We start from the raw sequence: 23,618 nt of genomic DNA on the forward strand, positions 1-23,618 counted from the left end.
CGGCATAGCGCCAAACCCTGCAAAACAGGGCAAATCCCGCGGTTTTCCCGCCCGGCCCGCATTGCGAAAACTGCAACTTTCCCTATAGTGCGCGCTCCACAAGCCGCGACAGGAGCCACCATCCATGGGTGACATCAAAGTGGGCATCATCATGGGCAGCCAATCCGACTGGCCCACCATGAAGGAAGCCGCCAATATCCTCGATGAACTGGGCGTCGAATACGAGGCCAAGATCGTCTCCGCCCACCGCACCCCGGACCGGCTGTGGAGCTACGGCAAATCCGCGGCGGACCGCGGCCTGCAGGTGATTATCGCAGGCGCCGGCGGGGCCGCCCACCTGCCCGGCATGGTCGCCTCCAAGACCCGCGTGCCCGTTGTGGGCGTGCCGGTACAGACCCGCGCGCTCTCCGGTGTCGACTCGCTTTATTCCATCGTGCAGATGCCCAAGGGCTTCCCGGTTGCCACCATGGCCATCGGCGCCGCCGGCGCCGCCAACGCGGGCCTGATGGCCGCAGGCATCCTGGCACTTCAGGATCCCGCACTGGCCCAGCGCCTCGACGACTGGCGCGAGGCGCTCTCTGCCTCCATCCCCGAGGAACCTTCCGATGACTGACGTGCTCGCTCCCGGCTCAACCATCGGCATCCTCGGCGGCGGCCAGCTGGGCCGGATGCTCTCGGTTGCGGCCTCCCGTCTCGGCTTCAAGACCCATATCTTTGAACCCGGCGCCAACCCGCCCGCAGGCCATGTCGCCGACCGCGTGACCACCGCAGGCTACGAAGACGCCGAAGCGCTGGCCGCCTTTGCCGCCTCTGTTGACGTCATCACCTATGAGTTCGAAAACATCCCGACCTCCGCGCTGGACCTGCTGGAATCGCAAAAACCGATCCGCCCGGGCCGCGAGGCGCTTCGGATCAGCCAGGACCGCCTGACGGAAAAGACCTTTCTGCAGGACCTGGGCCTGCAAACCGCGCCTTTTGCCGACATCACCGACCAAGCCAGCCTGGATGCAGCGCTGTCCGAGATCGGCGCGCCCTCGATCCTGAAAACCCGCCGCTTCGGCTATGACGGCAAAGGCCAGGCCCGCATCAAATCCCCGGAAGACGCCGGCGAAGCGCTCGCCGCCATGGCAGGCGCCCCCTCGATCCTTGAGGGTTTCGTCAATTTCACCCACGAGGTCTCGGTGATCGCCACCCGCGGCACCAGCGGCGAGATCGCCTGTTTCGACCCCGGCGAGAACGTCCACCGCGACGGCATCCTGCACACCACCACCGTGCCCGCACGGCTCAGCACGTCCCAGCGCATGGACGCGGTGCTGATGGCGGGCAAGATCCTGAACGCGCTCGAATATGTCGGTGTCCTCGGCGTCGAGCTCTTCGTCACGCCCCAGGGACTGATCGTCAACGAGATCGCCCCGCGCGTCCACAACTCCGGCCACTGGACCCAGAACGGCTGCACCGTGGATCAGTTCGAACAGCACATCCGCGCCGTGGCCGGCTGGCCCCTGGGCGACGGCCAGCGCCACTCCGACGTGGTGATGGAAAACCTGATCGGCGATGACGTGGACCGTATCCCGGAACTGGCGAAAGAGGCGGACTGCGCCATCCACCTTTACGGCAAGGCCGAAGCCAAGCCGGGCCGCAAGATGGGCCATGTGAACCGGGTGCAGAAACCGCAGGCCTAGGGACCAGCCTGCCAAGGCTGGGGGCGCTGCCCCCAGACCCCCGGGATATTTTCAGCCAGATGAAGCAGGCGGCCTCAGGCGAGGCCGTTTTTAATAGTCTGCGTGTTCATCCAATGCACCTCTGTCTGCACGTGATCCGCGCGGACGTATTTGGCCAGCAGCGTCTGCATATCCGCCTCGCCAAACCCTCTAGCGGCGCGGATTACGAACCCTTCCTGAGTCTCCAAATCCAGCGCCGAGATGGTCCCCTGTATGACCTGTTCAGAGGGCGGTCCCCGGTACAGCACCGGAACACTGGCAATCCCCAGCGCACCAAACCGGGCCAGCGTTTCCTCCCAGGGCTGAATCACGCCATCCACGATCCATGCAAACCCCAGAAAGTAACTGGGGAGTGCCGGATAGGCGATGGCGTGGCGGGCGAACAGGTATTCACCGACAATCCGCTCCCCCTCCTTCAACGCCGGGGAAATACCCGCAGCAAAGGCTTTCATCCAGTCCCGTGACGGATGATACCGCGCATCCAGGCTGCGCGGATGGCAACCGCCAGCGTGGATTGTGGTGTTTTCACCGTCCATCTTCTCAGTAATCACCACCTGCGCCTCCGCCAGCAACGCTGAGGTATCCTGCAGAATCTTGTCATCGCTGGTTGCCCCTGGCGATTGCGGCAGGTGAAAGGTACGGCCGTATTTTCGGGTCATGTCAAAAAATTCTTCTGCAGGAAATGGCTTTGGCCGCAGCCTATGCGGGGCTCCCCTCTGCGGCAATGCCCCCCGGTGAAAGCGGCACCGCCGGTTTCACGCGCCGCAAAGAGGGCCATCCGGCCTGATGCGCGGCGCTTCCTCCTCATGCCAGAAAACGGCCCGCCACATCCCCGGACATATAGCTGACCCGCCCGCCAGCAATTGTCGCCGCGACCCGCTGGGTGGCCTTGTCCAGCACCACGAAATCGGCCCGCTTACCTGCCTCCAGCGTGCCACGGTCGTTGAGGCCCAGCAGCTGCGCAGGCCCTTTCGAGACCAGCCGCCAGGCGCCTGCCAGATCCAGCAGGCCAGTGCGTTCCAGCATCAGCGCCGCACGGCGCGGGCTGGGGTAGTGGTAATCCGAGGCGAGCGCGTCACACAGCCCCATGGCGATCAGCTCCACGGCGGAGGCATTGCCCTTGTGCGAGCCGCCCCGCACCACATTGGGAGAGCCAAGAATAACCGGATCGCCCGCGCCCCGCGCGGCCTCCGCCGCCTCCAGCGTCTCGGGGAATTCGGAAATCCGCGCACCCCGTTCGCGCCAGATCGCGCGGTCTTCAGCCGTCTGGTCGTCATGGCTGCCCAGCCGCACGCCCATCTCCGCCAGCTCCGCACAGAGCGCGTCCAATCGGCCCGGCACCTCATCCCGGCGCGCGTGCATGTCCTTCAGCATCTGCCAGTGCACCTCCGGATTGCGACCCGCCTTCAGCGCCTGGCCGGTCAGCCGTGGCGGCTTCTTGCCTTGCGCCAGCCGCTCATGCGGCAGGTGGTCGTTGAACACCACATACGGCACCTGCCAGCCGGCCACTTTCGCAGCCAGCCCGGCGTAATCCTCAAGCATGTGGATCTCAAACCGCAGCTGCGGCATCAGATCGGTCACGACAGAGCCGCGCACCGCCTGGATGCCCTCAAACACCTGCGCCGCAAACTCAGGGCCGCGCAGGCCGCCCTCCCAGGAATAGAACTGCGCCAGCACTGCGGTGGTGATCCCGTTGGCGGCCAGTTCCGCCTCGGCGGCGACCACGCCTTCGGCCATCTGCTTCATAGCGCCCCGGCGCGGCGCCAGGTGGCGCTCAAACCCGTCGCCATGGGCGTCCACGATCCCCGGCAGCACCAGATAGCCTGACAGATCCACAACCCGCCCGGCAAGCGCATCCGCCACAAGACCACCCGCGATGGCGATCTCACCAGCTGTTTCCAGCCCGCCGGGGCGCAGCACATCGCCGCCCTGCAGCGTCAGTTCCAACGTCATTGTTCCGCCTCTTCACAGCCGCCATTCAGCTGGCAGGCCTCGCCAATGATTTCTTCCACTGCCGCCAGCCAGCCCAGGCCGGGCTCAAACCGCCCCTCCTCCAGGAAATGCAGCGCCTGCGCCATCACCTGCGGGTTGTTCATCATGTAGGTATGGGTGACCGGCAGCGTCAGATGCGCCGCCATGCCCGCAACCTTGGTGCTCTCCACCGACACCTTGCCGTCATCTGCTCCGGGGATCAGCGCGGAGAACACCGGGTTCAGTGTCTCGCTGCCGGCAATCACCCCCAGCTCGAACCCCACCTCCGGCAATTGCTTCGGCAGGCTGTCCTTTCCGGTTCCCAGCTGCAGCCCGGCGGGGCCGTTCAGATAGCCGAAAACCTCCCAATCGCCCAATTCATCCACCAGCTCGCTGCCCTGATTGGGCGGTCCCATCATCACCACGCGGCCCAGGTTTTCCGGTCTGTTGCCCCGCAGCCAGTGGCGCAGCAGAATGCCCCCCATCGAGTGGGTCACAACATGGGTTCTCTGCCCGCCGCAGTCTGCAAAAGCCGCAGGCAAGGTCTGCTCTGCCAGCACTTCAACTGGCTGTTCGGTCGAGGGATAGCCGGGCCGCACCACGTCAAACCCGCGCGATTGCAGCACCTCCTCCATCACCGCAAAGGAGGTTTCTGAACGCGCCAGCCCGTGCAGCAGGATCACGCAATCAGCCGCCGCAGGCAGCGGCAGCAGCACCGCAGCAGCGGTCAACAGGGATTTCAGAACATCACGCATGACGCCCAGATAAGCGCAAGCGGCGGCACAGGGAAGCCCCCGGTTCCTACTTCGCCGCCAGAGCTTTGCGCGCAGGCGCCCGCCGCACCACCAGCGCGATGCCCCCCAGCACCGCCGCGCTGCCAAAGACCAGCCGCAAACCGATGCTTTCGCCCAGCAGCGCCGCCCCGGCAAGGATGGCAATCACCGGCACGCTCAGCTGCACGGTGGCGGCCACCGCAGGCAGGATCTGCGGCAGCAGCCGGTACCACAGCGCATAGCCCATGCCGGAGGTCACCGCGCCCGACACGACCGCCAGCACCGCGCCGTATGTGCTCACCGTGCTGCCGCCCAGCCACAGCGCAACCGGCAGGAACATCGCCGAGGACCACAGGAAATTCACCGCCGTCGCCGCCAGCGGCTGCACCGCTCCGCGCCCCAGAATGCTGTAGATCCCCCAGCCCAGCCCAGCCGCCGCCATCAGCAGAGACGCGCCCAAAGGCGCCGTGCCAGAGCCATCGGGCCAGACCACATAGGCCAGCCCCAGAAAAGCCAGCACCGCGCCCGCCACCTGGCCGCCGCTGACCGGATTGCCGCGCAGCGCCCCCCACAGGAACATCGTGACCTGCACCACCCCGAACAGCATCAGCGCGCCAAGGCCAGCATCAAGCTGCTGATAGGCCAGCGAAAAACCGGCGATATAAAGCATCAGCGCAGCCCCGCCGCCCAGGCTTGGCCCCAAGCTCTGCCGCACCGCCAGCCCCTGCATCCGGCACAGAACAACCAGCATCGCAGCCCCCGAGGCCAGCCGCAGCAAGCCAAAGCTGCCCGCATCCATATGCCCGTCCCCAATGGCCATCCGGCTGAGGATCGAGTTCGCGGCAAAGGCGATCATGGTGAGGCAAATAAGGAGAAACAAGCGCATACGGAACCGCTACCTTGCAACCCAAGCGCGGGCCAGTGAATTCTTCGTGTCAAAGGCTGGAGAATGCCCTCGGATAGACCAGCTCCGCCTCCGGCACATCATCGCCGCGGCGCAGGATCAGCGTGTATTCCAGCGGATAGGGGCTCTTGAGCTTCCGCGCCCGCTCAAGGCTGAAACCATAACGGCCATAAAAGGAGGGTTTTCCAAGAACAACGATGGTCCTGGGCACACCGGCAGGCAGTCTTTCGAGCGGAAACTCAAACATGGCTTCCAGCTGCTGCAGCATAAGGGAACCGAACCTGAAAGACGGCCGGTGCCTCTTCACCTCTACTCCCGCCGCATGGACTTTGGGCAGACTGTCTGCCAGCTTGCCGTCCTGCCATTCCGGCCGCACCGCCATGGGCGCCAGACAGGCCCACCCCGCCGGCGCCTGCATCCTGCTCAAAGCGTAGTAGCCGCCGATCTTGCCCTCCCAGGGTTTGCGGCACTCGTACAGCATGTCTCCATCAGCTCGCAGCTGCCGCACCAGCCGCGCTTCGGCATCGGTGGGAAAGGCGGCAAGCAGAAGCTCCTCGACCTCGTCAAAGTGTTCTTCCTTAACGCTGTTCGAAGTATCCGGCCCAACAACCATTCTAAACCTCCCGCATTCACCCTTGCACAAATACTCGCGCCGCAGGCAAGCCCGCAAGACGGCCTTCTTCTCTGCTCAAAACGGAAAGGGGCCGCCCGAAGGCAGCCCCAAAGTCATCCGGATGGATGGCTGATGCTTACATCATGCCGCCCATGCCGCCCATGCCGCCCATGTCGGGCATGCCGCCGGCTGCCGCGCCTTCTTTGGCGGGCTTGTCGGCAACCATGGCTTCGGTGGTGATCAGCAGGCCAGCAACCGAGGACGCGTCTTCCAGCGCGGTGCGGGTCACTTTGGCCGGGTCGATCACGCCGAAGGAGAACATGTCGCCATATTCACCGGTCTGCGCGTTGTAGCCGAAGGCGCTGTCCGAGGATTCGCGGATCTTGCCGGCAACGACGGCGCCGTCGACGCCTGCGTTCTCGGCGATCTGGCGCAGCGGCGCTTCGATGGCCTTGCGGACGATGTTGATGCCTGCGTTCTGGTCGGCGTTGGCGCCTTCCAGGCCTTCCAGGCCTTTGCCGGCCTGCACCAGGGCAACACCGCCGCCGACGATCACGCCTTCCTGCACAGCAGCGCGGGTCGCGTTCAGCGCATCGTCCACACGGTCCTTGCGCTCTTTCACTTCCACTTCGGTCATGCCGCCGACGCGGATCACGGCAACACCGCCTGCCAGTTTGGCAACGCGTTCCTGCAGCTTCTCGCGGTCGTAGTCAGAGGTGGTCTCTTCGATCTGGGTGCGGATCTGGGCAACACGTGCTTCGATCTCGGCCTTCTCGCCAGCGCCGTCGACGATGGTGGTTTCGTCTTTGGTGATGGAGACCTTCTTGGCGGTGCCCAGCATGTCCATGGTGACGGACTCGAGCTTCATGCCCAGATCCTCGGAGATCACCTGGCCGCCGGTAAGGATCGCGATGTCCTGCAGCATGGCCTTGCGGCGGTCGCCGAAGCCCGGTGCCTTGACGGCTGCGATTTTCAGGCCGCCGCGCAGCTTGTTGACAACCAGGGTTGCCAGCGCTTCGCCTTCGACGTCTTCAGCAATGATCAGCAGCGGCTTCTGCGACTGGATCACCTGCTCCAGCAGCGGAACCATCGGCTGCAGCGAAGACAGTTTCTTCTCGTGCAGCAGGATCATGCAGTCTTCCAGATCCGCGACCATCTTGTCGGGGTTGGTGACGAAGTAGGGCGACAGGTAGCCGCGGTCGAACTGCATGCCCTCGACCACGTCGGTCTCGGTTTCCATGCCTTTGTTCTCTTCGACGGTGATGACGCCTTCGTTGCCGACTTTCTGCATCGCGTCAGCGATCTGGCGGCCGATTTCAGCTTCGCCGTTGGCGGAGATGGTGCCAACCTGCGCAACCTCGTCGGAGTCTTTCACTTCGCGGGCCATGTCCTTGATGCCCTGCACGACTTTGGCGGTTGCCAGGTCGATGCCGCGCTTCAGGTCCATCGGGTTCAGGCCGGCTGCAACCTGCTTCAGGCCTTCTTTGACGATCGCCTGGGCCAGAACGGTTGCGGTGGTGGTGCCGTCACCGGCTTCGTCGTTGGTGCGGGAAGCAACTTCCTTCACCATCTGGGCGCCCATGTTCTCGAACTTGTCTTCCAGTTCGATTTCCTTCGCCACGGACACGCCGTCCTTGGTGATGCGCGGTGCGCCGAAGGATTTGTCCAGAACCACGTTGCGGCCTTTGGGGCCCAGGGTCACTTTCACGGCGTCGGCCAGAATGTTGACGCCTTTCAGCATGCGGTTGCGGGCATCGGTGTCGAATTTGACGTCCTTAGCAGCCATTTTTCACTCTCCTAGAGAAATTCTGTGTGTTTCAGCGATAGTGGGATCAGAGAAGCCGGAGGGCTTACTCGATGATGCCCATGATGTCGCTTTCCTTCATCATCAGCAGCTCTTCGCCGTCGACGGTCACTTCGGTGCCGGACCATTTGCCGAACAGGATCTTGTCGCCGGCTTTCACAGCCATTGCGATCAGCTCGCCGCTGTCCTTGCGGGCACCTTCGCCGGTCGCGACGACCTGGCCTTCGCTCGGCTTTTCTTTTGCGGAATCGGGGATGATCAGGCCGCCCGCGGTTTTTTCTTCGCTTTCGGTGCGGCGCACCAGCACACGGTCATGCAGCGGTTTCAATGCCATCTTTGCAGCTCCTTGAAAGGCTCAAAGGTTGTTATCTATGGGACCTCCGCCTCCCCGGCGGGGCCGTTATCACTCAACAGGGCTGAGTGCTAACGAGGGGAAGCTAGGCATCGATCCGGGCCGAGTCAACATCTTCGTGAAAGAAAAATTGCAGGATTTTCCGCGCCGTTGACAGCTTCAGATCAGACGCAAGCAAGTTATTGTTTTTATGACAAAAACCAGAACCTCAGGACAACTCCGGACCGGAGCCCCCCTGTTCCTCCCAGCTCTCCGCCCAATGCACCAGGCCCGCGCGGCCCGCATCCGTCAGCTGGTAAATGCCGGTCTCAACACGCTCGAACCAGCCGTAATGGTTCCTGGCCATCAGCTGGGTGGCGCGCGCAACGCCGGTGGCCTTGGCAACCGCGGCCCCTTTGCAGGCACCCGCCCCGGCCAGATGCGCGGCGCAGGCCAGCGCGTCCTGGCGGTAGGCGGTGACAATGCCGTGGCGTGTGGCGCCGCCGGCATTGGGGTCGCCGCGCAAGGTCTGGAACTCGCGCAGCAGCCGCGCCTGCTTTTTCTTCGACTTGCGCGGGGCATAAGGGCCGGGATCGCAATGCACCTCTGCCCGCCCGTCCGCCAGCACCGTGATCAGCCCCAGCCCCAGCCGCCGGCACATCGCCAGATTGTCCTTCATCATCCGCCGCGCCTGCCGCCCGCCGGGCCGCGGCACCGCGATATAGACATGGTCGGTAATGGTCAGCCGGGCGATGGCCTGATGAAACAGCGACAGCGAAAACTTCAGCTTCAGCTCGACAATCACCGGCGGCTCAGCGCCGCGTACGGCCACCACATCGGCCGCCCCCACCTCGCCCTTCACGGCATAGCCCTGTGCCTCCAGCAGCGCCTTCACCGGCGCATAGAGCTGATCCTCGCGTTCCATGCCCCATGACTGGCAGGAAGCCGCTCCAAAGGCAATCCGCTGCCCGGGTTTTACGGGACAACGCAGGGTTTTACATTGCCGCCCCCCCTGCCCCGCCCTAGGCTCATAAGCTCAGGCCACAAATCCGGAACCCCGGGGAAAGGGCGCGTGATGAAACGGATAGCACTGGCACTTGCGCTGATGCTGCAAGCCACCGCCAGCTTTGCCGCCTGCCGCGGCATCGACTACCGCGACCACCTGCCGCCCGGCACCCAAGCGCAGCTGGACCGCGAAATGGCCGCCACCCCGTTTTCCGAAGGAAACCACTGGGTCGCCGCCAAGGGCCGCCGCACCATCCATGTGATCGGCACCATGCACGGCGGCGATGCCCGCATGGCCAAGGTGATGCGCACCCTGCGCCCGGCGCTGATCTCGGCACAGGCGATCTACCTTGAGACCTCGGACCAGGACATGGAGCGGCTGGACCGGATGCCGCCTGCAATGGCGCGCAGCTTTCTGCTGCCGCAGGGGCGCGAGCTGCGCCACTTGCTGACGCCCGAAGCCTGGCAGCGCTTCAAGCTGACCACCCAGGTCAGCGGCGCCAGCCTGGAAACCATGAACCGGATGCAGCCCTGGGCGATCTCGATGTTCGTAGTGCAAAGCGGCTGCCGCCCCTATGGCTTCGGCCTGCGCCGCGGACTGGACGACCGGATCTCCGATTTCGCCCGCCGCAAGCGGATCCCGCTCGGCGCTCTGGAAACACCAGAGCAGGCGCTGGCCGCCATTTCCGGCCTGCCGCTGCGGGACCAGGCCCGGATGCTGGAGCTTGAACTGCAGCTGATCCAATCCGGCAAGCCCGAGGACGCCACCCCGGTGGAAGCCTATTTCGACCAGAGCGTCTGGACCTCCTTCGTGCTCGCCCCCTGGATCAGCGCCCAGTACAGCAGCTTCTCCCGGGCCGAAACCCAGCGGCTATGGACGCAATACAACCGCCGCCTGCTGGACCAGCGCAACCTCCGCTGGATGCAGGTGATCGGTGCCGCCCGCCAGGACCGGATTGTGGTCGCCGTCGGCGCGGCGCATCTGCCGGGCAAAAACGGCCTGCTTAACCTTCTCCAGTCCAGGGGCTTCAGCCTGACCCGCGCCCCGTGGTAGGCTCCCCCGGCCAAGCCGTTCCACTCTTTCAGGACTGATATTTCATGCGCCTCTTTCTGACCGTGTTTTTCCTGCTGCTGCCGGCCTCCCTTTGGGCCGCCTGCACCGGCACCGACCTGCGCACCACCATGACGCCGCAGGAGCGCGCCGGGCTTGAGGCCCGCATCACCGCGATGCCGTTTGCCGAAGGCAACCACTGGATTGCGCGGCGCGGCAGCCGCACCGTGCATGTGATCGGCACCCTGCATGTGAATGATCCGCGGATGGCGCAGATCACCGCGGACCTCGCCCCGCTGGTACAGCAGGCGGACCTTTTGCTGATGGAAGCCAGCCCCGCCGACAAGGCGGATTTCGAAGCCGAACTGGGCCGCACCCCCTCCCTGATGCTGATCACCGAAGGCCCCAGCCTGATCGACCGGCTGCCGCCCCGTGAGTGGGAAGAACTGGCCGCCATCATCCGTAACCACGGCATGCCGGTCTGGATGGCCGCTAAGATGCGGCCCTGGTTCCTGGCACTGTCGCTGGCCTTCCCGCCCTGCCTGCGCCAGGACAAGGACATCAAGCGCGGCCTCGACCTGCGTCTGGGCGAGGCTGCCGAAGCCGCGGGCGTGCCGGTGCAGTCGCTGGAGGATCCGATGACGATCATCCGGCTGATGGACTCCGACCCGCTGGAGGAGCAGATCCGCCAGCTGCGCGCCTTTGCCGCCATGCTGGGCAGCGGCACCGACGGCTTCATCACCACGGTTGAATCCTATTTCGACGAGCAAGCGCTTTATGCCCTGTTCCTCAGCGAACGCGACTTCCTGGACAGCGGCGCGCTGACCCGGGCTGAGCGCGAGGCACTGTGGCAGGAAACCATGACGGAGCTGATCGACACCCGCAACCGCAACTGGATTCCGGTGATCGAGGCAGCGGCAGGCGATCATATCGTTGTCGCTGCCGGCGCGCTGCACCTGCCCGGTGAGACCGGCGTTCTGAACCTGCTGCAGCAACAGGGCTACACGCTTGAGCGCGCGCCGTTCTGAAACCTGTTCTGAAACAAGCTCCACCCCCTGCCCCGATCCCCGCTCTGAACACAACGCCGCATTGCAGCATGAGCGGGGTGACAAGCTTGCGCGCCAGCCCTATAAGGCGCGCAAATCCCGCCTTTCTGACCTTATGCATGAACAGGACAGCCCCATGACCATCCAAGTTTTCGGCCACAAATCCCCCGACACCGATTCCACCGGCTCCCCGATTGTCTGGGCCTGGTACCTGAACGAGATGAAAGGCGTCGCCGCCGCCCCGAAACTGCTGGGCGAACCGAACACCGAAGCCGCCTTCATGCTGCAGCGCTGGGGCCTGGAGAAGCCGGAGATCATCGCCGACGTGGCCGATGATGCGGCTGTTGTCATCGTCGACACCAACAACCCGGCTGAGCTGCCCGCCAACATCAACGGCGCCGATGTGCAGGCGATCATCGACCACCACAAGCTGGTCGGCGGCCTGGAAACCAAAGGCCCGATCGACATCACCATCCGCCCGCTGGCCTGCACCGCCACCATCATGCACGACCTGATGGGCGACGATGCCGCCAAGATGCCGGAAGCCGTCAAGGGCGCGGCGCTGACCTGCATCCTGTCCGACACGCTGGAATTCCGCTCCCCCACCACCACCGCCCATGACAAGGCCGTGGCCGAGAAGCTGGCGGGTGAGCTGGGCATCAACATCTCCGAATACGCCGCTGAGATGTTTGCCGCCAAATCCGACGTCTCCTCCTTCTCCGATGCCGAGCTGATCCGCATGGATTCCAAAGAATACGAGGTCGACGGCACCAAGTTCCGCGTCTCCGTTCTGGAAACCACCGCGCCGGGCGTGGTGCTGGACCGCAAGGCCTCGCTGATGGAGTCGATGACCTCTGTCGCGGCTGAGGATGGCGTCGATCAGGTGCTGCTGTTCGTGGTCGACATCCTGAACGAAGAAGCCACCCTGCTGGTGCCGAACGACCTGGTGAAAACCGTCGCCGCCAAGTCCTTTGGCGCCGATGCCGACGGCGACACCGTGGTGCTGCCCGGCATCATGTCGCGCAAGAAGCAGATCATTCCGAACCTCAAGGTCTGATCCGTCCCCGGAGCCAGACGGCAAAAGGCGCCCCGCGGGGCGCCTTTTTTGTCGAGGGAGGTCTTGGAGTTAAAGGAAAACCGAATGGCTTGCCCGCCCTGGCCCAGGACCGGGACCGCGTTACAGACCCAGGCGTTTGCTGACTTTCCGGAACTGGCGTTTGCCGCTGTTGCCATTAACCTGCTTTTCGGCCTTGTGCCGGTACCAGTTGCTGTCTTCGCCCAGATAGCGTTCCCACACTGTGCCATCCGGCGCCGTAACAAACTGCCAGCAGTTCTGGCTGGATACGACCTGCAGCACACCGTCGACCGCCTTGTGCCAGTCGGCCTCGCTGCACAGCTTGCCCTTGCGGGTCACATACCATTTGCCGATCCCCACCGCATCGCCGGTTTTGTTGACCCCCTGAAAGCTTCCGTCCGGCGCCCAATAGGCGTGGCCGCCACGGCTCCAGTTTGAAGTTTTGCCGGCATAAAGCTGCATGATCGCTTCCGGCGGCGTTGCCTTGGCTCCTTTGGGCTTGGCCCCGGCCAGGGCACCGCCGCCCGGCACAGCCGCCAGGGCGAGGGCTGCAACCGCTGCCAAAAGGTGCTGTTTCACTGATGTCATCCTGAATGCTCCTTGAAATCTGATCCTGCGCGACCCCGCCGGGAGGCTTCCGGCGGGCGCGCTGCAAAAGCCCCCCACGCAGCCTGCTCCAGATCTCCTGAAACCAGGCCGAAACGGGACGGCCACCACTCACTCATTAACCGCGCCCCCGCCGGAAACAGCGGCCCCGGGAATATTCCGGCCGCGAAAAAACATTGCGTGAAAGCCGTCGGTCGGCCAACCTATGGATATTTATAGGGTTACGAATTCTCCCAGGGGTGGACACGGCCCCGGCTGGCCCGGAGTAATTCCGGCAGCTTTGCGTTCGGGGCGGGTATGAAGAACGAGTTGATTGATACGCTGGACAGGCTGCTGCATCCGCAGGACCCTGCCGGGCGGTGGCAGGCCGCGCAGGATGTGGCGCAGCGGATGGGCGTCAAAAGCATTCTGGTTGCCCAGGCAGACGGCACATTGAAAGACATCAGCTGGATCAGCACCGACATGCCGGACAGCTGGATGGAGGAATACCTGTGCGAGGGATATGTCGAAGTGGACCCCCTTGTCAGTGAGCTGGCTGCACGCCCCGGCAGCATGGTTCTGGAGTGTGGCTCGTTACAGCAGAGCGGGGATGTACCGGGCAAAGCTGTGGCCTATAACCACGGGCTCAGGGGCGCCGGCTTTGCCACTCTGCATTGCACCCGTTTCGGCCCGCCGCGCGGAGCGGGAAAATATGTCACGCTTGGCTACGCCGAGGACCTCCGCACTGCCAGGTCCAACAGCGCCTTGGAGATGCAGCTGTTTTCAGCCCTCTTGGCCAGCACCATCGAACAGGACGCCCCGCCGCCGCGTGAGCGCTACAGCCCCCCGGGCCCGCCGCTGCTGACCACGCGCCAGCGGGAGGTTCTGTCTTTGCTCGCGGAGGGTATGATGACCGCCCGCATCGCCGAGAAACTGGGCCTGTCGGAGGCCGCGGTGTCGCTGCATTTCGCCAATGCCCGCAGGGCGCTGGGGGCTGCCACCCGCGAACATGCCCTGGCGCTGGCCCTGAAACAGGGGCTGATTTCCCTGTAGCCGCGAATCCAAAAGCGGCGGCCCTGCCCGGGCCGCCGCCTGCGTGATCGGTCCCGGCCGGCCGGTCAGGCGGACCGGGACGCCATTGCCGCGTTTTCGCCGCCGGTCCAAGTTTCGTCTTCGCCGTTGAAGTCTTCCCAGCGGTCTTCTTCCAAGCTTGCCGCCATGGCCTCAGCGTACCCGGCATCCGGATCCGGCTGCGGCTTGGCCTTGGGTGCCGACGCGGGCGTTCCCTGCTTTTCCAGCGCATCCGGGCGGGCACTGCCGAGCAGCACGAACTGACCGACCATCCGGTTCAGTTCCACGGTCTCGCCGCTCATCGCGCGGATGGCGGAGCCGGTCTCCTCCACCATTGAGGCGTTCTGCTGGGTCACCGTGTCCAGCTGGGCGACGCCGATATTGATCTCATTCAGCCCCTGCGCCTGTTCAGCCGACTGGCGCGAGATACCGGCCACCAGTTCGGTGATGCGGCTGACCTGGGTGACCACGGTCTCCAATGCCTTGCCGGCGCCATCCACCTTGTGCACGCCGTCCTGCACATGGCCGGAACTGGCGGAAATCAGCGTCTTGATCTCCATCGCCGCACCGGAGGAGCGCTGCGCCAGTGCCCGCACCTCGGAGGCAACCACCGCAAAGCCGCGGCCGACCTCGCCTGCGCGGGCAGCCTCCACACCGGCGTTCAGCGCCAGGAGGTTGGTCTGGAAGGCAATGTCGTCAATGACGCCGATGATCTGGCTGATCTGGTTCGAGGAGGTCTCGATCTCGTTCATCGCCGCAATCGCACCCTCGACCACCTCGCCGCTGCGCTCCACATCAGCGCGGGCGGCCTCAACCGCACCCTGCACCTCCTGCGCATTCTGGGCCGAGGAATTGACGCTGGCGGTCATCTGCTCCAGCGCGGCGGCGGTTTGTTCCAGCGTCGCGGCCTGGCTTTCGGTGCGCGCCGACAGGTCCTCTGCCGCGGTGCGGATGCCGTCAGCCTGGGTGTTCAGCCGACCGCCGGCCTGCACCACCTGGGACAGAAGCGCGTTCAGCTTGTCGACTGTTTCGTTGTAGTTCACGCGCAGCGGATCGTATTCGGCGCCGAAAGGCTCGTTGATCTGGTCGCTGAAATCCCCGGAGGCCAGATGCTTCAACGCCTGGCGCAGCCGCTCGATCACTGCCTCGCCTTCCTGGCGCAGCTTGTTCTGCTCCTCCAGCGCCTTGACCACCCGGCCCGAGACCGCGTCGATATCATGGGCAATTTCGCCAAAATCATCAGCCCGCATCCGGTCGGCAACCTTGAGAGAGAAATCACCTTGCGCCACCTCGCGCAGGGCGGCCCGCATTCGTTCGATGGGGCGGATTATGCTGAGCGTCACCTTGCGCGAGTTGTGCAGCATGATGATCGTGGCAACTGCGGAAATGCCCAGCACCAGGTAAATCAGATTCTTGTCGTGCTGCCGCGCCGCAGCAGCGGTTTCCGCCGCCGACTTCTTGATGGCCTTGCCGAGTTTCGCCAGCTTTTCCGAGATCGTGGCCGAATAGGACTGGAAGGCCGGCAGCGCGCCGACGGCATTCTCGGTATTGGTGAATGCCAGCGCTGCCACCTCGGCCCCGGTTTGGTTGAAACCATCCACCAGCGGCAGCAGCGACGCCACCATGCTGCGGATATGCTCCGGCAGCTCGAGCGCGCGCAGCGCATCCATTTCAGACCGGAATCTCTCTGCCTCCGAGGCGATCACCGCCTGAAGTTCCGCCTTGCGGTTCTCTGCGCCGTCCTGGCCCAGCACCACGGCAGAAACCACCGCAGCACTGATATGGCTGTGAGCGATGTCCGCCGTCAGCTCATGCCGGACCGCCTGTGTCACATTAATCTGGCGCTCCAGATTCAACTCGCTTTGCCACAGACTGAAGAGCGACACCGCAGCAAGGATCAAAACCGAGGACATCGCGACAACGCCAGACAGCTTCAGCCTGCGCTTCAGAGGCATTGTGCGGAACATAGAGGGGCTGCGAAACATAACAAAATCACCACAAGGTTGTTTTCAGTCAGACAAAATCACCCGGGTTAATTTTTAAAAAATCTCTCCAGCCCCTGCTGCATTTTTAACGGTGGCTGAACGCTGGGGGCCTTTATCCCGTCCGCGGCACTGCAAATGCAAAGCGGGCCGTGCATTTGCTGCACGGCCCGCCTGCCAAAGTTCAGATCAGCCTGTCAGGTAAAGAAGATATGGCCATTCAGATCCTGCAGCTGCAGGTCGAGCAATGTCAGGGTGTCGCCATCGCCGAAGTCAAAAAACACATTTCCAGACACCTCTGTGGCATAGCCGAGCGCATCCAGCTCTGTCGAGAAGCTGAAACCGCTCAGCAGAAGACTGTCATTGCCAAGGCCGAAATCGGTGATCCGGTCCGCATCGTAGCCCTTGTTGAACACGAAAGTGTCGGTGTAGTCGCCGCCGGCCAGAACGTCGTTGCCGGCCCCTCCATCCAGCGTGTCCGCACCTTTTTCACCGTACAGCCAGTCCGCGCCTTCGCTGCCCAGCAACTGGTCGTCACCGCCGCCGCCCAGCAGGGTGTCGTGGCCGATGCCGCCCGTCAGGGTGTCGGCGCCGATGCCGCCCAGCAGGCGGTCATTGCCACCGCCGCCCGTCAGCTGGTCATCGCCCATGCCGCCATCGAGCGTGTCCGCGCCGCCTTCGCCGTACAGAGAATCCGCACCGTTACCGCCCATCAGAAGGTCGTGGCCATTGCCGCCCTCCAGCATGTCGGAGCCGTCCCAGCCCCACAGACGGTCGTCGCCGCCGCCGCCGCGCAAGGTATCATTGCCATTGCCGCCCGACAGCGTGTCCGCACCGGTATCGCCGAGCAGCAGGTCATTGCCGTCGCCGCCCCATAGCTTGTCATCACCCCAGCCGCCGTCCAGGGTATCCGACCCGCCATCGCCGTAAAGCGAATCCGACCCGGTGCCGCCCAACAGCGAGTCATGGCCTTCACCGCCATGCTGCCGGTCTGCTCCATCATTGCCATTCAGCTCGTCGTCGCCGCCGCCGCCCCAAAGCGTGTCATGACCGTCGCCGCCTGACAACGTGTCCGCGCCGATACCGCCCAGCAACTGGTCATCGCCGCCGCCGCCTGAGACAAGATCATCACCCCAGCCGCCGTCCAGCGTGTCGGCACCTGCCTCGCCGTACAGCCTGTCGGCTCCTTGGCCGCCCCACAGCTGGTCGTTGCCTTCGCCGCCATACTGCCGGTCAGATCCGTCCATGCCCCACAGCCGGTCATTGCCGTCGCCGCCCAGCAGAGAGTCGTTGCCAGTGCCGCCCCACAGGCGGTCTCCGCCGCCGCCGCCCGACAGCGTGTCGTTGCCGCCTTCTCCGTGCAGGGTATTGGCCGCTGCATTGCCGGTGACTGAATCATTGCCGGAGCCGGCAATCACATTTTCAATCAGGGAGCGCTCATCCCCCTGATACTGCAGGGCATTGTAGATATTGCCTTTGGCATAATTCCCCCTGCCCAGATTGGCGGTCTGCGATGAGCCGAAATTGGAGTAGCCCCCGGGGGTGAGGTTCACATTCAGATTGCTGGAATAGGCCGACAGATCATAGGTGTCGGTGCCGCCGCCATCCCAAATGGTTGCAAAGATGACATTGCCGCCGGCATCAATGGCAACCGATCCGTTGATCAGGGTGTCACCTGAGTTCGGATCCCATTTGTAGATGGTGTCGCCGCTGTTGGTGTTGAAATCCGCGCCATACATATGCTGCAGTGCCGCGATGTCGAGCATCATGTAGCTCTGGGCATAGCTCCAAGTATCATTGGTATAGCCGGTATAGGTCGATGCGCCCACATACGACCGGTAGCTCATGATCGTGTATTCCATGGCGTCATAGCTGTAGGGAACAGTGCCAAAGCCGCCGAGGTTCTGATGCGGGTGGGACAGGCCCAGCGCGTGGCCGGTTTCGTGCAGAACCGTTGCCCAGGAATAGTTGCCCGCCTGTGGCGCTGAATAGGTCGAGGTCCGGAACCACATATCCCCTTCGGCTTCACTGACGGTTCCCAGATCCGTGGCCGTTCCGGGCGGCAGGCCAAAGGCAGTGCTCAGGCCGCTGGCGCTGGTATTGGCATACCGCAGCGTGCCCGCGCCGCTGTCATCATAGGACAGCGATAAATTGGTGAACCCTTCCACCGCAAACCCGTCGTTTGCGGTGTTTCCGTCGCTGGTGTCCAGCGCATAAGTGGCAGCCGCCTGCTGCGCACTGTTGAAGCCGGAGAAGCTTCCAGTCAGATCCAGACCGAAGATCGAGGAGTAGGAATAGTCACTCGCGGAATCCGGAAAGGAATAGGTCAGCGACGAATCCGCCCATTTGGTTCCCCACAAAATACCGTCGACTTTGGCATCATATGTTCTGCTTACGTTGGCTGCGCTGGGCATTGGCTTCTTTCAAAATTCGGGCTGGGAGAGGCAGCAGCCGGGCTGGCACACCGCAGCTTCTCCGAAGCAAGGTTCAAAAGACACTCATAAGAAGATTCACATTAAAAACCCCTCGTGCCTAGCGAAAGCAGTTCAGAGGAACAAGACCTTTCTTAACGGAATTTAACGGCCGTTGCGGAAACGGGGCCACGGCCTTCGGCACTGGCCTATCGCGTTTGTCTCTGCCATAGCTGGCCGCAAGTGAAACATGCGCGAAGGCCCGGCCATGACCCAGATCATCAACTCCCTGTCCGAAGTTTCCAGCCGCTACAAGGCGCTGTTCGTGGACCTGTGGGGCTGCGTGCACAACGGCATCACCGCCTTTCCGGATGCGGTGGCGGCGCTGCAGGACTACCGAGCGGCGGGCGGCATCGTGGTGCTGGTCACCAACTCGCCGAAACCGCGCGCAGGCGTGGCGGCGCAGCTGGGGCAGTTCAATGTGCCGGATGATGCCTATGACACCATCTCCACCTCGGGCGATTCCGCGCGGGCGGCGATGTTCACCGGCGCGGTGGGCAACAAAGTCTATTTCATGGGTGAATGGCAGCGCGATGCGGGTTTCTTCGAGCCGCTGCATGTGATCCATGATCCCGTGGAGATCACCCGGGTGCCGCTGAAGGATGCCGAGGGCATCGTCTGCTGCGGGCCGTTCGACACCATGGCGGACCCGGAGGTGAACCGGGCGGATTTCCTCTATGCCAAGCAGATGGGCATGAAGCTGCTCTGCGCAAACCCGGACATCATCGTCGACCGGGGCGAAAAGCGGGAGTGGTGCGCGGGGGCGCTGGCGCGGCTTTATACAGAAATGGGCGGCGAGAGCCTGTACTTCGGCAAGCCGCATCCGCCGATCTATGACCTGGCCCGGCTGCGGCTGCAGGAGGTCGCCCCGGGAATTGCCGATTCCGAGATCCTGGCGATCGGCGACGGGCCGCATACGGATATTGCCGGCGCCATGGGCGAAGGCATCGATTCCCTGTTCATCACCGGCGGGCTTGCGGCCAGAGAAACAAAGACATCAGTCCAGCCGGATCCGGACGCGCTGGCGGCATACCTGGCGCAGGAGCAGTCCGCGCCGACCTATGCCATTGGTTTCCTGCGGTAAATACAGCGACCGGCACGCTTGCCAGCACACATTGCCTTGCAACCCTGCCCGCTTTGGGCGGGGTTTTCTTTTGTCAGAAATGTCTTGATTTTCTGCAGTTGCAAAGTAATAAAGTTGCGCAAGCGGCCATTCCGGCGCGCAAAAGTTACAACGCCGAACGGTCAGCCAGCATGATCAGGACCGGGCGAACGGAGGATGAAATGTTGGACAACATGCCGCGCGGAACCATCTGCATCGAAGACATCGAGATGGGCATGGTGCGTTACCTGCGCAAAGTCATCACCGACGAGGACATCGAGAAGTTCGCCCAGGTCTCCACCGACCGCAACCCGGTGCATCTGGATGATGACTATGCCCAGGACACCATCTTCGAGGGGCGGATCGCCCATGGGATGCTGACCGCCGGGCTGATCTCAGCCGTCATCGGCGAGCAGCTGCCCGGTCATGGCACCATCTACATGAGCCAGTCGCTCAAGTTCCTGGCGCCGGTGCGCCCGGGCGATCTGGTGCTGGCGGAGGTCGAGGTGACCGACATCGTAATTGACAAGCGCCGGGTCAAGCTGGACTGCCGCTGCATCGTGGATGGCAAGAAGGTGCTGGTGGGCGAAGCCATGGTGATGGCGCCCTCGCGCAAGTTCGACTGAGTTTTCCGCACGCAGCCGTTTCAGCCGCCGGGGGCCGTTGCCCTTGGCGGTTTCTTCTTGCCGTGTCTGTTGTTCTGTTCGTTCCGTTCGGTTGTTGCGCTGAAACCCAATTAAGGGGGCGGCGCCGCCGGGTGGAGGTGGACAGACCCCGCCGGGGGCCTGCTCGGACAGGATATCCTGGACGACCCCCTTTTTATCAGGGCCGGTCTCCGGGTGTCGCGCAGGCAGCCTCACAGATGCCTGCGCCTCGTATCATGGCCCATGCGCGGAGCCATGGCGGGGGATCGCGATCATCTGGCAGTCTGGCAGAGCCGGGTGAGAATTGCGTGAAGGGGGCGTACGGTGGGTACGCAACGCCCCGGTGAGGGTGGGCCATCCCGCCCGGAATCAAGGCGCGCAGCGCCGCCGGGCGAGCGCCTGCCGCCCCACCGGGCTGGCGCTTTGGCAAGTGCAGTAGTCCCATGATGAGTTGTACGGACGGTGCAGGGATAAACTGCCATGCATAACCGTTGCAGCGCCACCCCGCGGGCAGGCGCCCGCCCGGCTCTCTCGCTCTCCCGCCACTGGCTGCTTGAACCGCCGCGCGGGTGCGGATAGGCATGCGCCATGCGTATCGTCAGAGATTATCAATTCGTCGAACACCAGGACCGGGGCGCCACCGTTGCCATCGGCAATTTCGACGGCGTGCATCTGGGCCATCAGTCGGTGATCGAGCTGGCCCGCAAGGCCGCCCCCGAGGCGCCCTTGGGGGTGATGACGTTTGAGCCGCACCCGCGCGAATATTTTGCCCCCGATGCGCCGCCGTTCCGGCTGATGCGGGCCGAAACCCGTGCCCACCGGCTGGAGAAGCTGGGGGTGGAGCGGCTCTATGAGCTGAACTTCAACACCGCGCTGTCGAGCCTGACGCCGGAGGAGTTTGCCCGCGACGTGATCTCTGAAGGTCTGGGGCTGGCGCATGTGGTGGTGGGTGCCGATTTCTGTTTCGGCAAGGGGCGCGCGGGCAATGCCGAAGACCTGCAGCGCTTTGGCGAACAGTACGGGTTTGGCGTAACGATTGCGCCCTTGATGGAATATTCCGAACACGCGGTCTCCTCCACCGCGATCCGCAATGCATTGAGCGAGGGGCGGCCTGCCGATGCCAAGGAGATGCTGGGCCACTGGCACCGGATCGAGGGCACCGTGATCGGCGGCGAGCAGCGCGGGCGGGAGCTGGGCTTTCCCACGGCCAACATGTCGATCGACGGGCTGCATCAGCCGTGCTTTGGCGTCTATGCGGTGCTGGTTGATGTCCTGGACGGGCCGCATAAGGGCAGCTATCACGGCGCCGCCTCAGTCGGGGTGCGGCCGATGTTCGGCGGCGTGGTCCCGAATATCGAGACCTTCGTGTTCGAGTTCTCGGGCGATCTTTATGGCGCGACGCTGTCGGTGGGGCTGGTGGCTTTCCTGCGGCCGGAGATGAAGTTTGACGGGCTGGACGCGCTGATCGCGCAGATGGACGCGGATTGCGCCGAGGCGCGTGAAATTCTGGCGGCGCTATGAAACCTGCAAAAGACGTGATTGACCGCTCCGGCCTGGGCCAGCGCTTCTGGGAGAAGAAGCCGCTGGACAAGATGAGCCAGAAGGAATGGGAAGCGCTGTGCGACGGCTGCGGCAAATGCTGCCTCAACAAGCTGGAGGATGAGGAGACCGGCGAGGTCGCGCTGACCCGGGTGGCCTGCCGCCTGCTTGATGATGCAACCTGCCGCTGTGCCCAGTATCCGATCCGCCATCAGTTCATCCCCGAGTGCATCGTGCTGAAGCCGGAGAACCTGGACACCCACGCCTATTGGATGCCGGAAACCTGCGCCTACCGCCTGTTGTGGCAGGGCAAACCGCTGCCGGAATGGCACCCGCTGCTGACCGGAACGCCGGAAAGCGTGCATGAGGCTGGCGTTTCAGTGCGCGGCTGGACGGTGTCGGAGTTCGAGATCGCCGAGGATGAGTGGGAAGACCACATCATTGAAGAGCCGACCGGCTGAGCCTGCAGCCTGCGCAAGGGATGCTGCTGTTAAACAGAAATGCAATTTAAGGTTGCATTGCACGCAGCCCCGCCGCCATGATGAGGGAATCCCAAAAGGTTTCCCAATGAGGAGGGCGGCAGATGCCATTCGAGCACGGCACCTATTTCAGCGAAAGAGAGACCTATAAAGCCCGGGAGTTCCTTTCGACTCTGGGTCTGAGCAGCAAGCAAGCCAGTGAAATCAAGGCTTGGCACCAGTACCGCCTTGGCAAGCAGCTGATGATTTGGGCCACGGCGGGAACCATTTCCGGCATTGTGCTGGGGCTGCTGTTTGCGCAGATGTTCTGACCCGGCGGCTGCCCGGAACGGCCTTGGCACCGGCGCCGGAACTCCCTACTGCTAGGCAATACCACTGGCAGATCAAGGGACTTCGCTGATGCATTTCGCCTCTGACAACTCCGGCCCGGTGCCGCAGCAGATCCTCGACGCGCTGGCGCGGGCCAACCGGGGCTATGCCATGGGCTATGGCGCCGATGCGGAAATGGCCGAGATGACGGCGCGCATCCGCGAGATTTTCGAAGCGCCTGAGGCGGCTGTTTATCTGGTGGCCACCGGCACCGCTGCCAATGTGCTGGCGCTGTCAACGCTGGCGCAGCCTTGGCAGACGGTGTTCTGCACCAAGCCCGCCCATATCAACATGGACGAATGCAACGCGCCGGAGTTTTACACCGGCGGCGCCAAGCTGACGCTGGTGACGGACGCGGACAAGTTGACCTCCGAAGGATTGCGGGCGGCCATCGAGGGCGAGGAGACCCGCGGCGTGCACGGGCCGCAGCGGGGGCCGGTGTCGCTGACGCAGGTGACGGAGTTCGGCACCGTCTACAGTCTGGCGGAGCTGCAGGCCATCTGCGGAGCGGCCAAGGAGTACGGGCTGCCGGTACATATGGACGGCGCCCGGTTTACCAATGCGCTGGTGTCGCTGGGCTGCACGCCCGCAGAGATGACCTGGAAAGCCGGCGTTGATGCGGTGTCCTTTGGCGGCACCAAGAACGGCTGCATGGGGGTGGAGGCGGTGATTTTCTTTGATCCCCGCCACGCGCAGGAATTCGAGTACCGCCGCAAGCGCGGCGCGCATCTGTTTTCCAAGCACCGCTATCTGTCGGCGCAGATGCTGGCCTACCTGAGCGACGATCTGTGGCTGGAGAACGCCCGCGCGGCCAACGCGAAAACAGCGCTGCTGGCCGAGGGGCTGGAGGCGGCGGGCGCGCATTTCACCCATCCCGCCCAGGCCAACCTGATCTTTGCCGCCCTGCCCCGCCGCAAGCATCAGGAGCTGTTCGCTGCAGGTGCGATCTACCACCTGTGGGACGGGCTGCTGCAGGGTCCGGAGAACGAGATGGTCACAGCCCGGTTTGTCTGCGACTGGTCAGTGCCGGAAGAGGACATCCGGGCGTTTCTGTCGCTGCTCTGATCTGTTGCAGGGCGGCG

23 protein-coding genes are annotated in these 23,618 nt (G+C 63.8%); 12 read left to right on the forward strand and 11 right to left on the reverse strand.

Annotated features, from left to right (window positions below; translation table 11 throughout):
• Positions 1–124 precede the first annotated feature (124 nt).
• Both purE and RA26_RS17420 read left to right on the forward strand, forming a co-directional pair.
• Complete coding sequence (gene purE, locus RA26_RS17415) at positions 125–613, forward strand: 5-(carboxyamino)imidazole ribonucleotide mutase (RefSeq protein WP_039174399.1); 489 nt, start codon at positions 125–127, stop codon at positions 611–613.
• Positions 606–1,682, forward strand: coding sequence for a 5-(carboxyamino)imidazole ribonucleotide synthase (locus RA26_RS17420; protein WP_039185780.1), 1,077 nt, complete (start codon positions 606–608; stop codon positions 1,680–1,682). Before purE ends, RA26_RS17420 begins: the two co-directional genes overlap by 8 nt.
• Positions 1,683–1,756: 74 nt before the next feature.
• On the opposite strand, the gene RA26_RS17425 is transcribed toward RA26_RS17420, so the two are convergent.
• The 8 genes from RA26_RS17425 to RA26_RS17460 all read right to left on the reverse strand — a co-directional run bounded on the left by RA26_RS17425 (position 1,757) and on the right by RA26_RS17460 (position 9,042).
• Positions 1,757–2,380, reverse strand: a complete 624-nt coding sequence (locus tag RA26_RS17425) for an RNA ligase family protein (protein WP_039185781.1) — start codon at positions 2,378–2,380, stop codon at positions 1,757–1,759.
• A 145-nt stretch (positions 2,381–2,525) separates the two neighbouring features.
• On the reverse strand, positions 2,526–3,674 hold the full coding sequence (locus tag RA26_RS17430) for an alpha-D-ribose 1-methylphosphonate 5-triphosphate diphosphatase (RefSeq protein WP_039185782.1): 1,149 nt from the start codon (positions 3,672–3,674) through the stop codon (positions 2,526–2,528).
• Positions 3,671–4,447, reverse strand: coding sequence for an alpha/beta fold hydrolase (locus RA26_RS17435; RefSeq protein WP_039185783.1), 777 nt, complete (start codon positions 4,445–4,447; stop codon positions 3,671–3,673). Before RA26_RS17435 ends, RA26_RS17430 begins: the two co-directional genes overlap by 4 nt.
• Positions 4,448–4,493: 46 nt before the next feature.
• Entirely contained in the window at positions 4,494–5,351 is an 858-nt protein-coding gene (locus RA26_RS17440) for a DMT family transporter (RefSeq protein WP_039185784.1), read from the reverse strand.
• A gap of 49 nt (positions 5,352–5,400) precedes the next feature.
• The gene (locus RA26_RS17445; RefSeq protein ID WP_039185785.1) at positions 5,401–5,982 is read right to left on the reverse strand and encodes a GNAT family N-acetyltransferase; all 582 of its coding nucleotides are present in this window, start codon (positions 5,980–5,982) and stop codon (positions 5,401–5,403) included.
• A gap of 136 nt (positions 5,983–6,118) precedes the next feature.
• Positions 6,119–7,768 (reverse strand): chaperonin GroEL, encoded by a 1,650-nt coding sequence (groL, locus tag RA26_RS17450; protein WP_039185787.1) that lies wholly within the window; start codon positions 7,766–7,768, stop codon positions 6,119–6,121.
• A 64-nt stretch (positions 7,769–7,832) separates the two neighbouring features.
• Positions 7,833–8,120, reverse strand: coding sequence for a co-chaperone GroES (groES, locus tag RA26_RS17455; RefSeq protein WP_039185788.1), 288 nt, complete (start codon positions 8,118–8,120; stop codon positions 7,833–7,835).
• Positions 8,121–8,346: 226 nt separating this feature from the next.
• On the reverse strand, positions 8,347–9,042 hold the full coding sequence (locus RA26_RS17460; RefSeq protein WP_039185789.1) for a DUF2161 domain-containing phosphodiesterase: 696 nt from the start codon (positions 9,040–9,042) through the stop codon (positions 8,347–8,349).
• 150 nt (positions 9,043–9,192) lie between these two features.
• Between RA26_RS17460 and RA26_RS17465 the strand changes: the two genes are divergently transcribed.
• From RA26_RS17465 to RA26_RS17475, 3 genes are all read left to right on the forward strand, one after another.
• Positions 9,193–10,176: a TraB/GumN family protein gene (locus RA26_RS17465; protein WP_039185790.1), complete on the forward strand. Its 984-nt coding sequence runs from the start codon at positions 9,193–9,195 to the stop codon at positions 10,174–10,176.
• Between the two features lie 44 nt (positions 10,177–10,220).
• Positions 10,221–11,201, forward strand: a complete 981-nt coding sequence (locus tag RA26_RS17470) for a TraB/GumN family protein (protein ID WP_039185792.1) — start codon at positions 10,221–10,223, stop codon at positions 11,199–11,201.
• 154 nt (positions 11,202–11,355) lie between these two features.
• Positions 11,356–12,276, forward strand: a complete 921-nt coding sequence (locus RA26_RS17475) for a manganese-dependent inorganic pyrophosphatase (protein WP_039186001.1) — start codon at positions 11,356–11,358, stop codon at positions 12,274–12,276.
• 120 nt (positions 12,277–12,396) lie between these two features.
• Here RA26_RS17475 and RA26_RS17480 read toward each other — a convergent pair whose 3' ends face one another.
• Complete coding sequence (locus tag RA26_RS17480) at positions 12,397–12,882, reverse strand: DUF995 domain-containing protein (RefSeq protein WP_039185795.1); 486 nt, start codon at positions 12,880–12,882, stop codon at positions 12,397–12,399.
• A 315-nt stretch (positions 12,883–13,197) separates the two neighbouring features.
• Here RA26_RS17480 and RA26_RS22170 point away from each other — a divergent pair, with 315 nt between their 5' ends.
• Positions 13,198–13,932 carry a helix-turn-helix transcriptional regulator gene (locus RA26_RS22170; RefSeq protein ID WP_052272473.1) on the forward strand — a complete coding sequence of 245 codons (735 nt, stop codon included), beginning with the start codon at positions 13,198–13,200 and terminating at the stop codon, positions 13,930–13,932.
• A 65-nt stretch (positions 13,933–13,997) separates the two neighbouring features.
• On the opposite strand, the gene RA26_RS17490 is transcribed toward RA26_RS22170, so the two are convergent.
• The gene (locus RA26_RS17490; RefSeq protein ID WP_241482677.1) at positions 13,998–15,905 is read right to left on the reverse strand and encodes a methyl-accepting chemotaxis protein; all 1,908 of its coding nucleotides are present in this window, start codon (positions 15,903–15,905) and stop codon (positions 13,998–14,000) included.
• Positions 15,906–16,129: 224 nt separating this feature from the next.
• Positions 16,130–18,346 (reverse strand): M10 family metallopeptidase, encoded by a 2,217-nt coding sequence (locus RA26_RS23370; protein WP_052272475.1) that lies wholly within the window; start codon positions 18,344–18,346, stop codon positions 16,130–16,132.
• Between the two features lie 265 nt (positions 18,347–18,611).
• On the opposite strand from RA26_RS23370, the gene RA26_RS17500 reads away from it, so the two are divergent.
• The 6 genes from RA26_RS17500 (at position 18,612) to RA26_RS17525 (ending at position 23,601) form a co-directional block, all read left to right on the forward strand.
• Positions 18,612–19,487 (forward strand): TIGR01459 family HAD-type hydrolase, encoded by an 876-nt coding sequence (locus RA26_RS17500; protein WP_039186014.1) that lies wholly within the window; start codon positions 18,612–18,614, stop codon positions 19,485–19,487.
• A 200-nt stretch (positions 19,488–19,687) separates the two neighbouring features.
• Complete coding sequence (locus RA26_RS17505) at positions 19,688–20,131, forward strand: MaoC family dehydratase (protein WP_019298602.1); 444 nt, start codon at positions 19,688–19,690, stop codon at positions 20,129–20,131.
• A 606-nt stretch (positions 20,132–20,737) separates the two neighbouring features.
• Positions 20,738–21,670 (forward strand): bifunctional riboflavin kinase/FAD synthetase, encoded by a 933-nt coding sequence (locus RA26_RS17510; RefSeq protein WP_039185796.1) that lies wholly within the window; start codon positions 20,738–20,740, stop codon positions 21,668–21,670.
• Positions 21,667–22,149 carry a YcgN family cysteine cluster protein gene (locus RA26_RS17515; protein ID WP_039185799.1) on the forward strand — a complete coding sequence of 161 codons (483 nt, stop codon included), beginning with the start codon at positions 21,667–21,669 and terminating at the stop codon, positions 22,147–22,149. The genes RA26_RS17510 and RA26_RS17515 overlap by 4 nt, the downstream gene beginning before the upstream one ends.
• Positions 22,150–22,271: 122 nt before the next feature.
• Positions 22,272–22,478 carry a hypothetical protein gene (locus RA26_RS17520; RefSeq protein ID WP_039185800.1) on the forward strand — a complete coding sequence of 69 codons (207 nt, stop codon included), beginning with the start codon at positions 22,272–22,274 and terminating at the stop codon, positions 22,476–22,478.
• An 88-nt stretch (positions 22,479–22,566) separates the two neighbouring features.
• Entirely contained in the window at positions 22,567–23,601 is a 1,035-nt protein-coding gene (locus RA26_RS17525; RefSeq protein ID WP_039185802.1) for a threonine aldolase family protein, read from the forward strand.
• Positions 23,602–23,618: the final 17 nt, after the last annotated feature.

Origin of the sequence: Leisingera sp. ANG-M7 (assembly GCF_000813965.1) — a bacterium.
Lineage (GTDB): Bacteria > Pseudomonadota > Alphaproteobacteria > Rhodobacterales > Rhodobacteraceae > Leisingera.

Coding starts and splice junctions, on each gene's coding strand:
- purE (WP_039174399.1), top strand. CDS start 125: ATGGGTGACATCAAAGTGGGCATCATCATGGGCAGCCAATCCGACTGG.
- RA26_RS17420 (WP_039185780.1), top strand. CDS start 606: ATGACTGACGTGCTCGCTCCCGGCTCAACCATCGGCATCCTCGGCGGC.
- RA26_RS17425 (WP_039185781.1), bottom strand. CDS start 2,380: ATGACCCGAAAATACGGCCGTACCTTTCACCTGCCGCAATCGCCAGGG.
- RA26_RS17430 (WP_039185782.1), bottom strand. CDS start 3,674: ATGACGTTGGAACTGACGCTGCAGGGCGGCGATGTGCTGCGCCCCGGC.
- RA26_RS17435 (WP_039185783.1), bottom strand. CDS start 4,447: ATGCGTGATGTTCTGAAATCCCTGTTGACCGCTGCTGCGGTGCTGCTG.
- RA26_RS17440 (WP_039185784.1), bottom strand. CDS start 5,351: ATGCGCTTGTTTCTCCTTATTTGCCTCACCATGATCGCCTTTGCCGCG.
- RA26_RS17445 (WP_039185785.1), bottom strand. CDS start 5,982: ATGGTTGTTGGGCCGGATACTTCGAACAGCGTTAAGGAAGAACACTTT.
- groL (WP_039185787.1), bottom strand. CDS start 7,768: ATGGCTGCTAAGGACGTCAAATTCGACACCGATGCCCGCAACCGCATG.
- groES (WP_039185788.1), bottom strand. CDS start 8,120: ATGGCATTGAAACCGCTGCATGACCGTGTGCTGGTGCGCCGCACCGAA.
- RA26_RS17460 (WP_039185789.1), bottom strand. CDS start 9,042: ATGGAACGCGAGGATCAGCTCTATGCGCCGGTGAAGGCGCTGCTGGAG.
- RA26_RS17465 (WP_039185790.1), top strand. CDS start 9,193: ATGAAACGGATAGCACTGGCACTTGCGCTGATGCTGCAAGCCACCGCC.
- RA26_RS17470 (WP_039185792.1), top strand. CDS start 10,221: ATGCGCCTCTTTCTGACCGTGTTTTTCCTGCTGCTGCCGGCCTCCCTT.
- RA26_RS17475 (WP_039186001.1), top strand. CDS start 11,356: ATGACCATCCAAGTTTTCGGCCACAAATCCCCCGACACCGATTCCACC.
- RA26_RS17480 (WP_039185795.1), bottom strand. CDS start 12,882: ATGACATCAGTGAAACAGCACCTTTTGGCAGCGGTTGCAGCCCTCGCC.
- RA26_RS22170 (WP_052272473.1), top strand. CDS start 13,198: ATGAAGAACGAGTTGATTGATACGCTGGACAGGCTGCTGCATCCGCAG.
- RA26_RS17490 (WP_241482677.1), bottom strand. CDS start 15,905: ATGCCTCTGAAGCGCAGGCTGAAGCTGTCTGGCGTTGTCGCGATGTCC.
- RA26_RS23370 (WP_052272475.1), bottom strand. CDS start 18,346: ATGCCCAGCGCAGCCAACGTAAGCAGAACATATGATGCCAAAGTCGAC.
- RA26_RS17500 (WP_039186014.1), top strand. CDS start 18,612: ATGACCCAGATCATCAACTCCCTGTCCGAAGTTTCCAGCCGCTACAAG.
- RA26_RS17505 (WP_019298602.1), top strand. CDS start 19,688: ATGTTGGACAACATGCCGCGCGGAACCATCTGCATCGAAGACATCGAG.
- RA26_RS17510 (WP_039185796.1), top strand. CDS start 20,738: ATGCGTATCGTCAGAGATTATCAATTCGTCGAACACCAGGACCGGGGC.
- RA26_RS17515 (WP_039185799.1), top strand. CDS start 21,667: ATGAAACCTGCAAAAGACGTGATTGACCGCTCCGGCCTGGGCCAGCGC.
- RA26_RS17520 (WP_039185800.1), top strand. CDS start 22,272: ATGCCATTCGAGCACGGCACCTATTTCAGCGAAAGAGAGACCTATAAA.
- RA26_RS17525 (WP_039185802.1), top strand. CDS start 22,567: ATGCATTTCGCCTCTGACAACTCCGGCCCGGTGCCGCAGCAGATCCTC.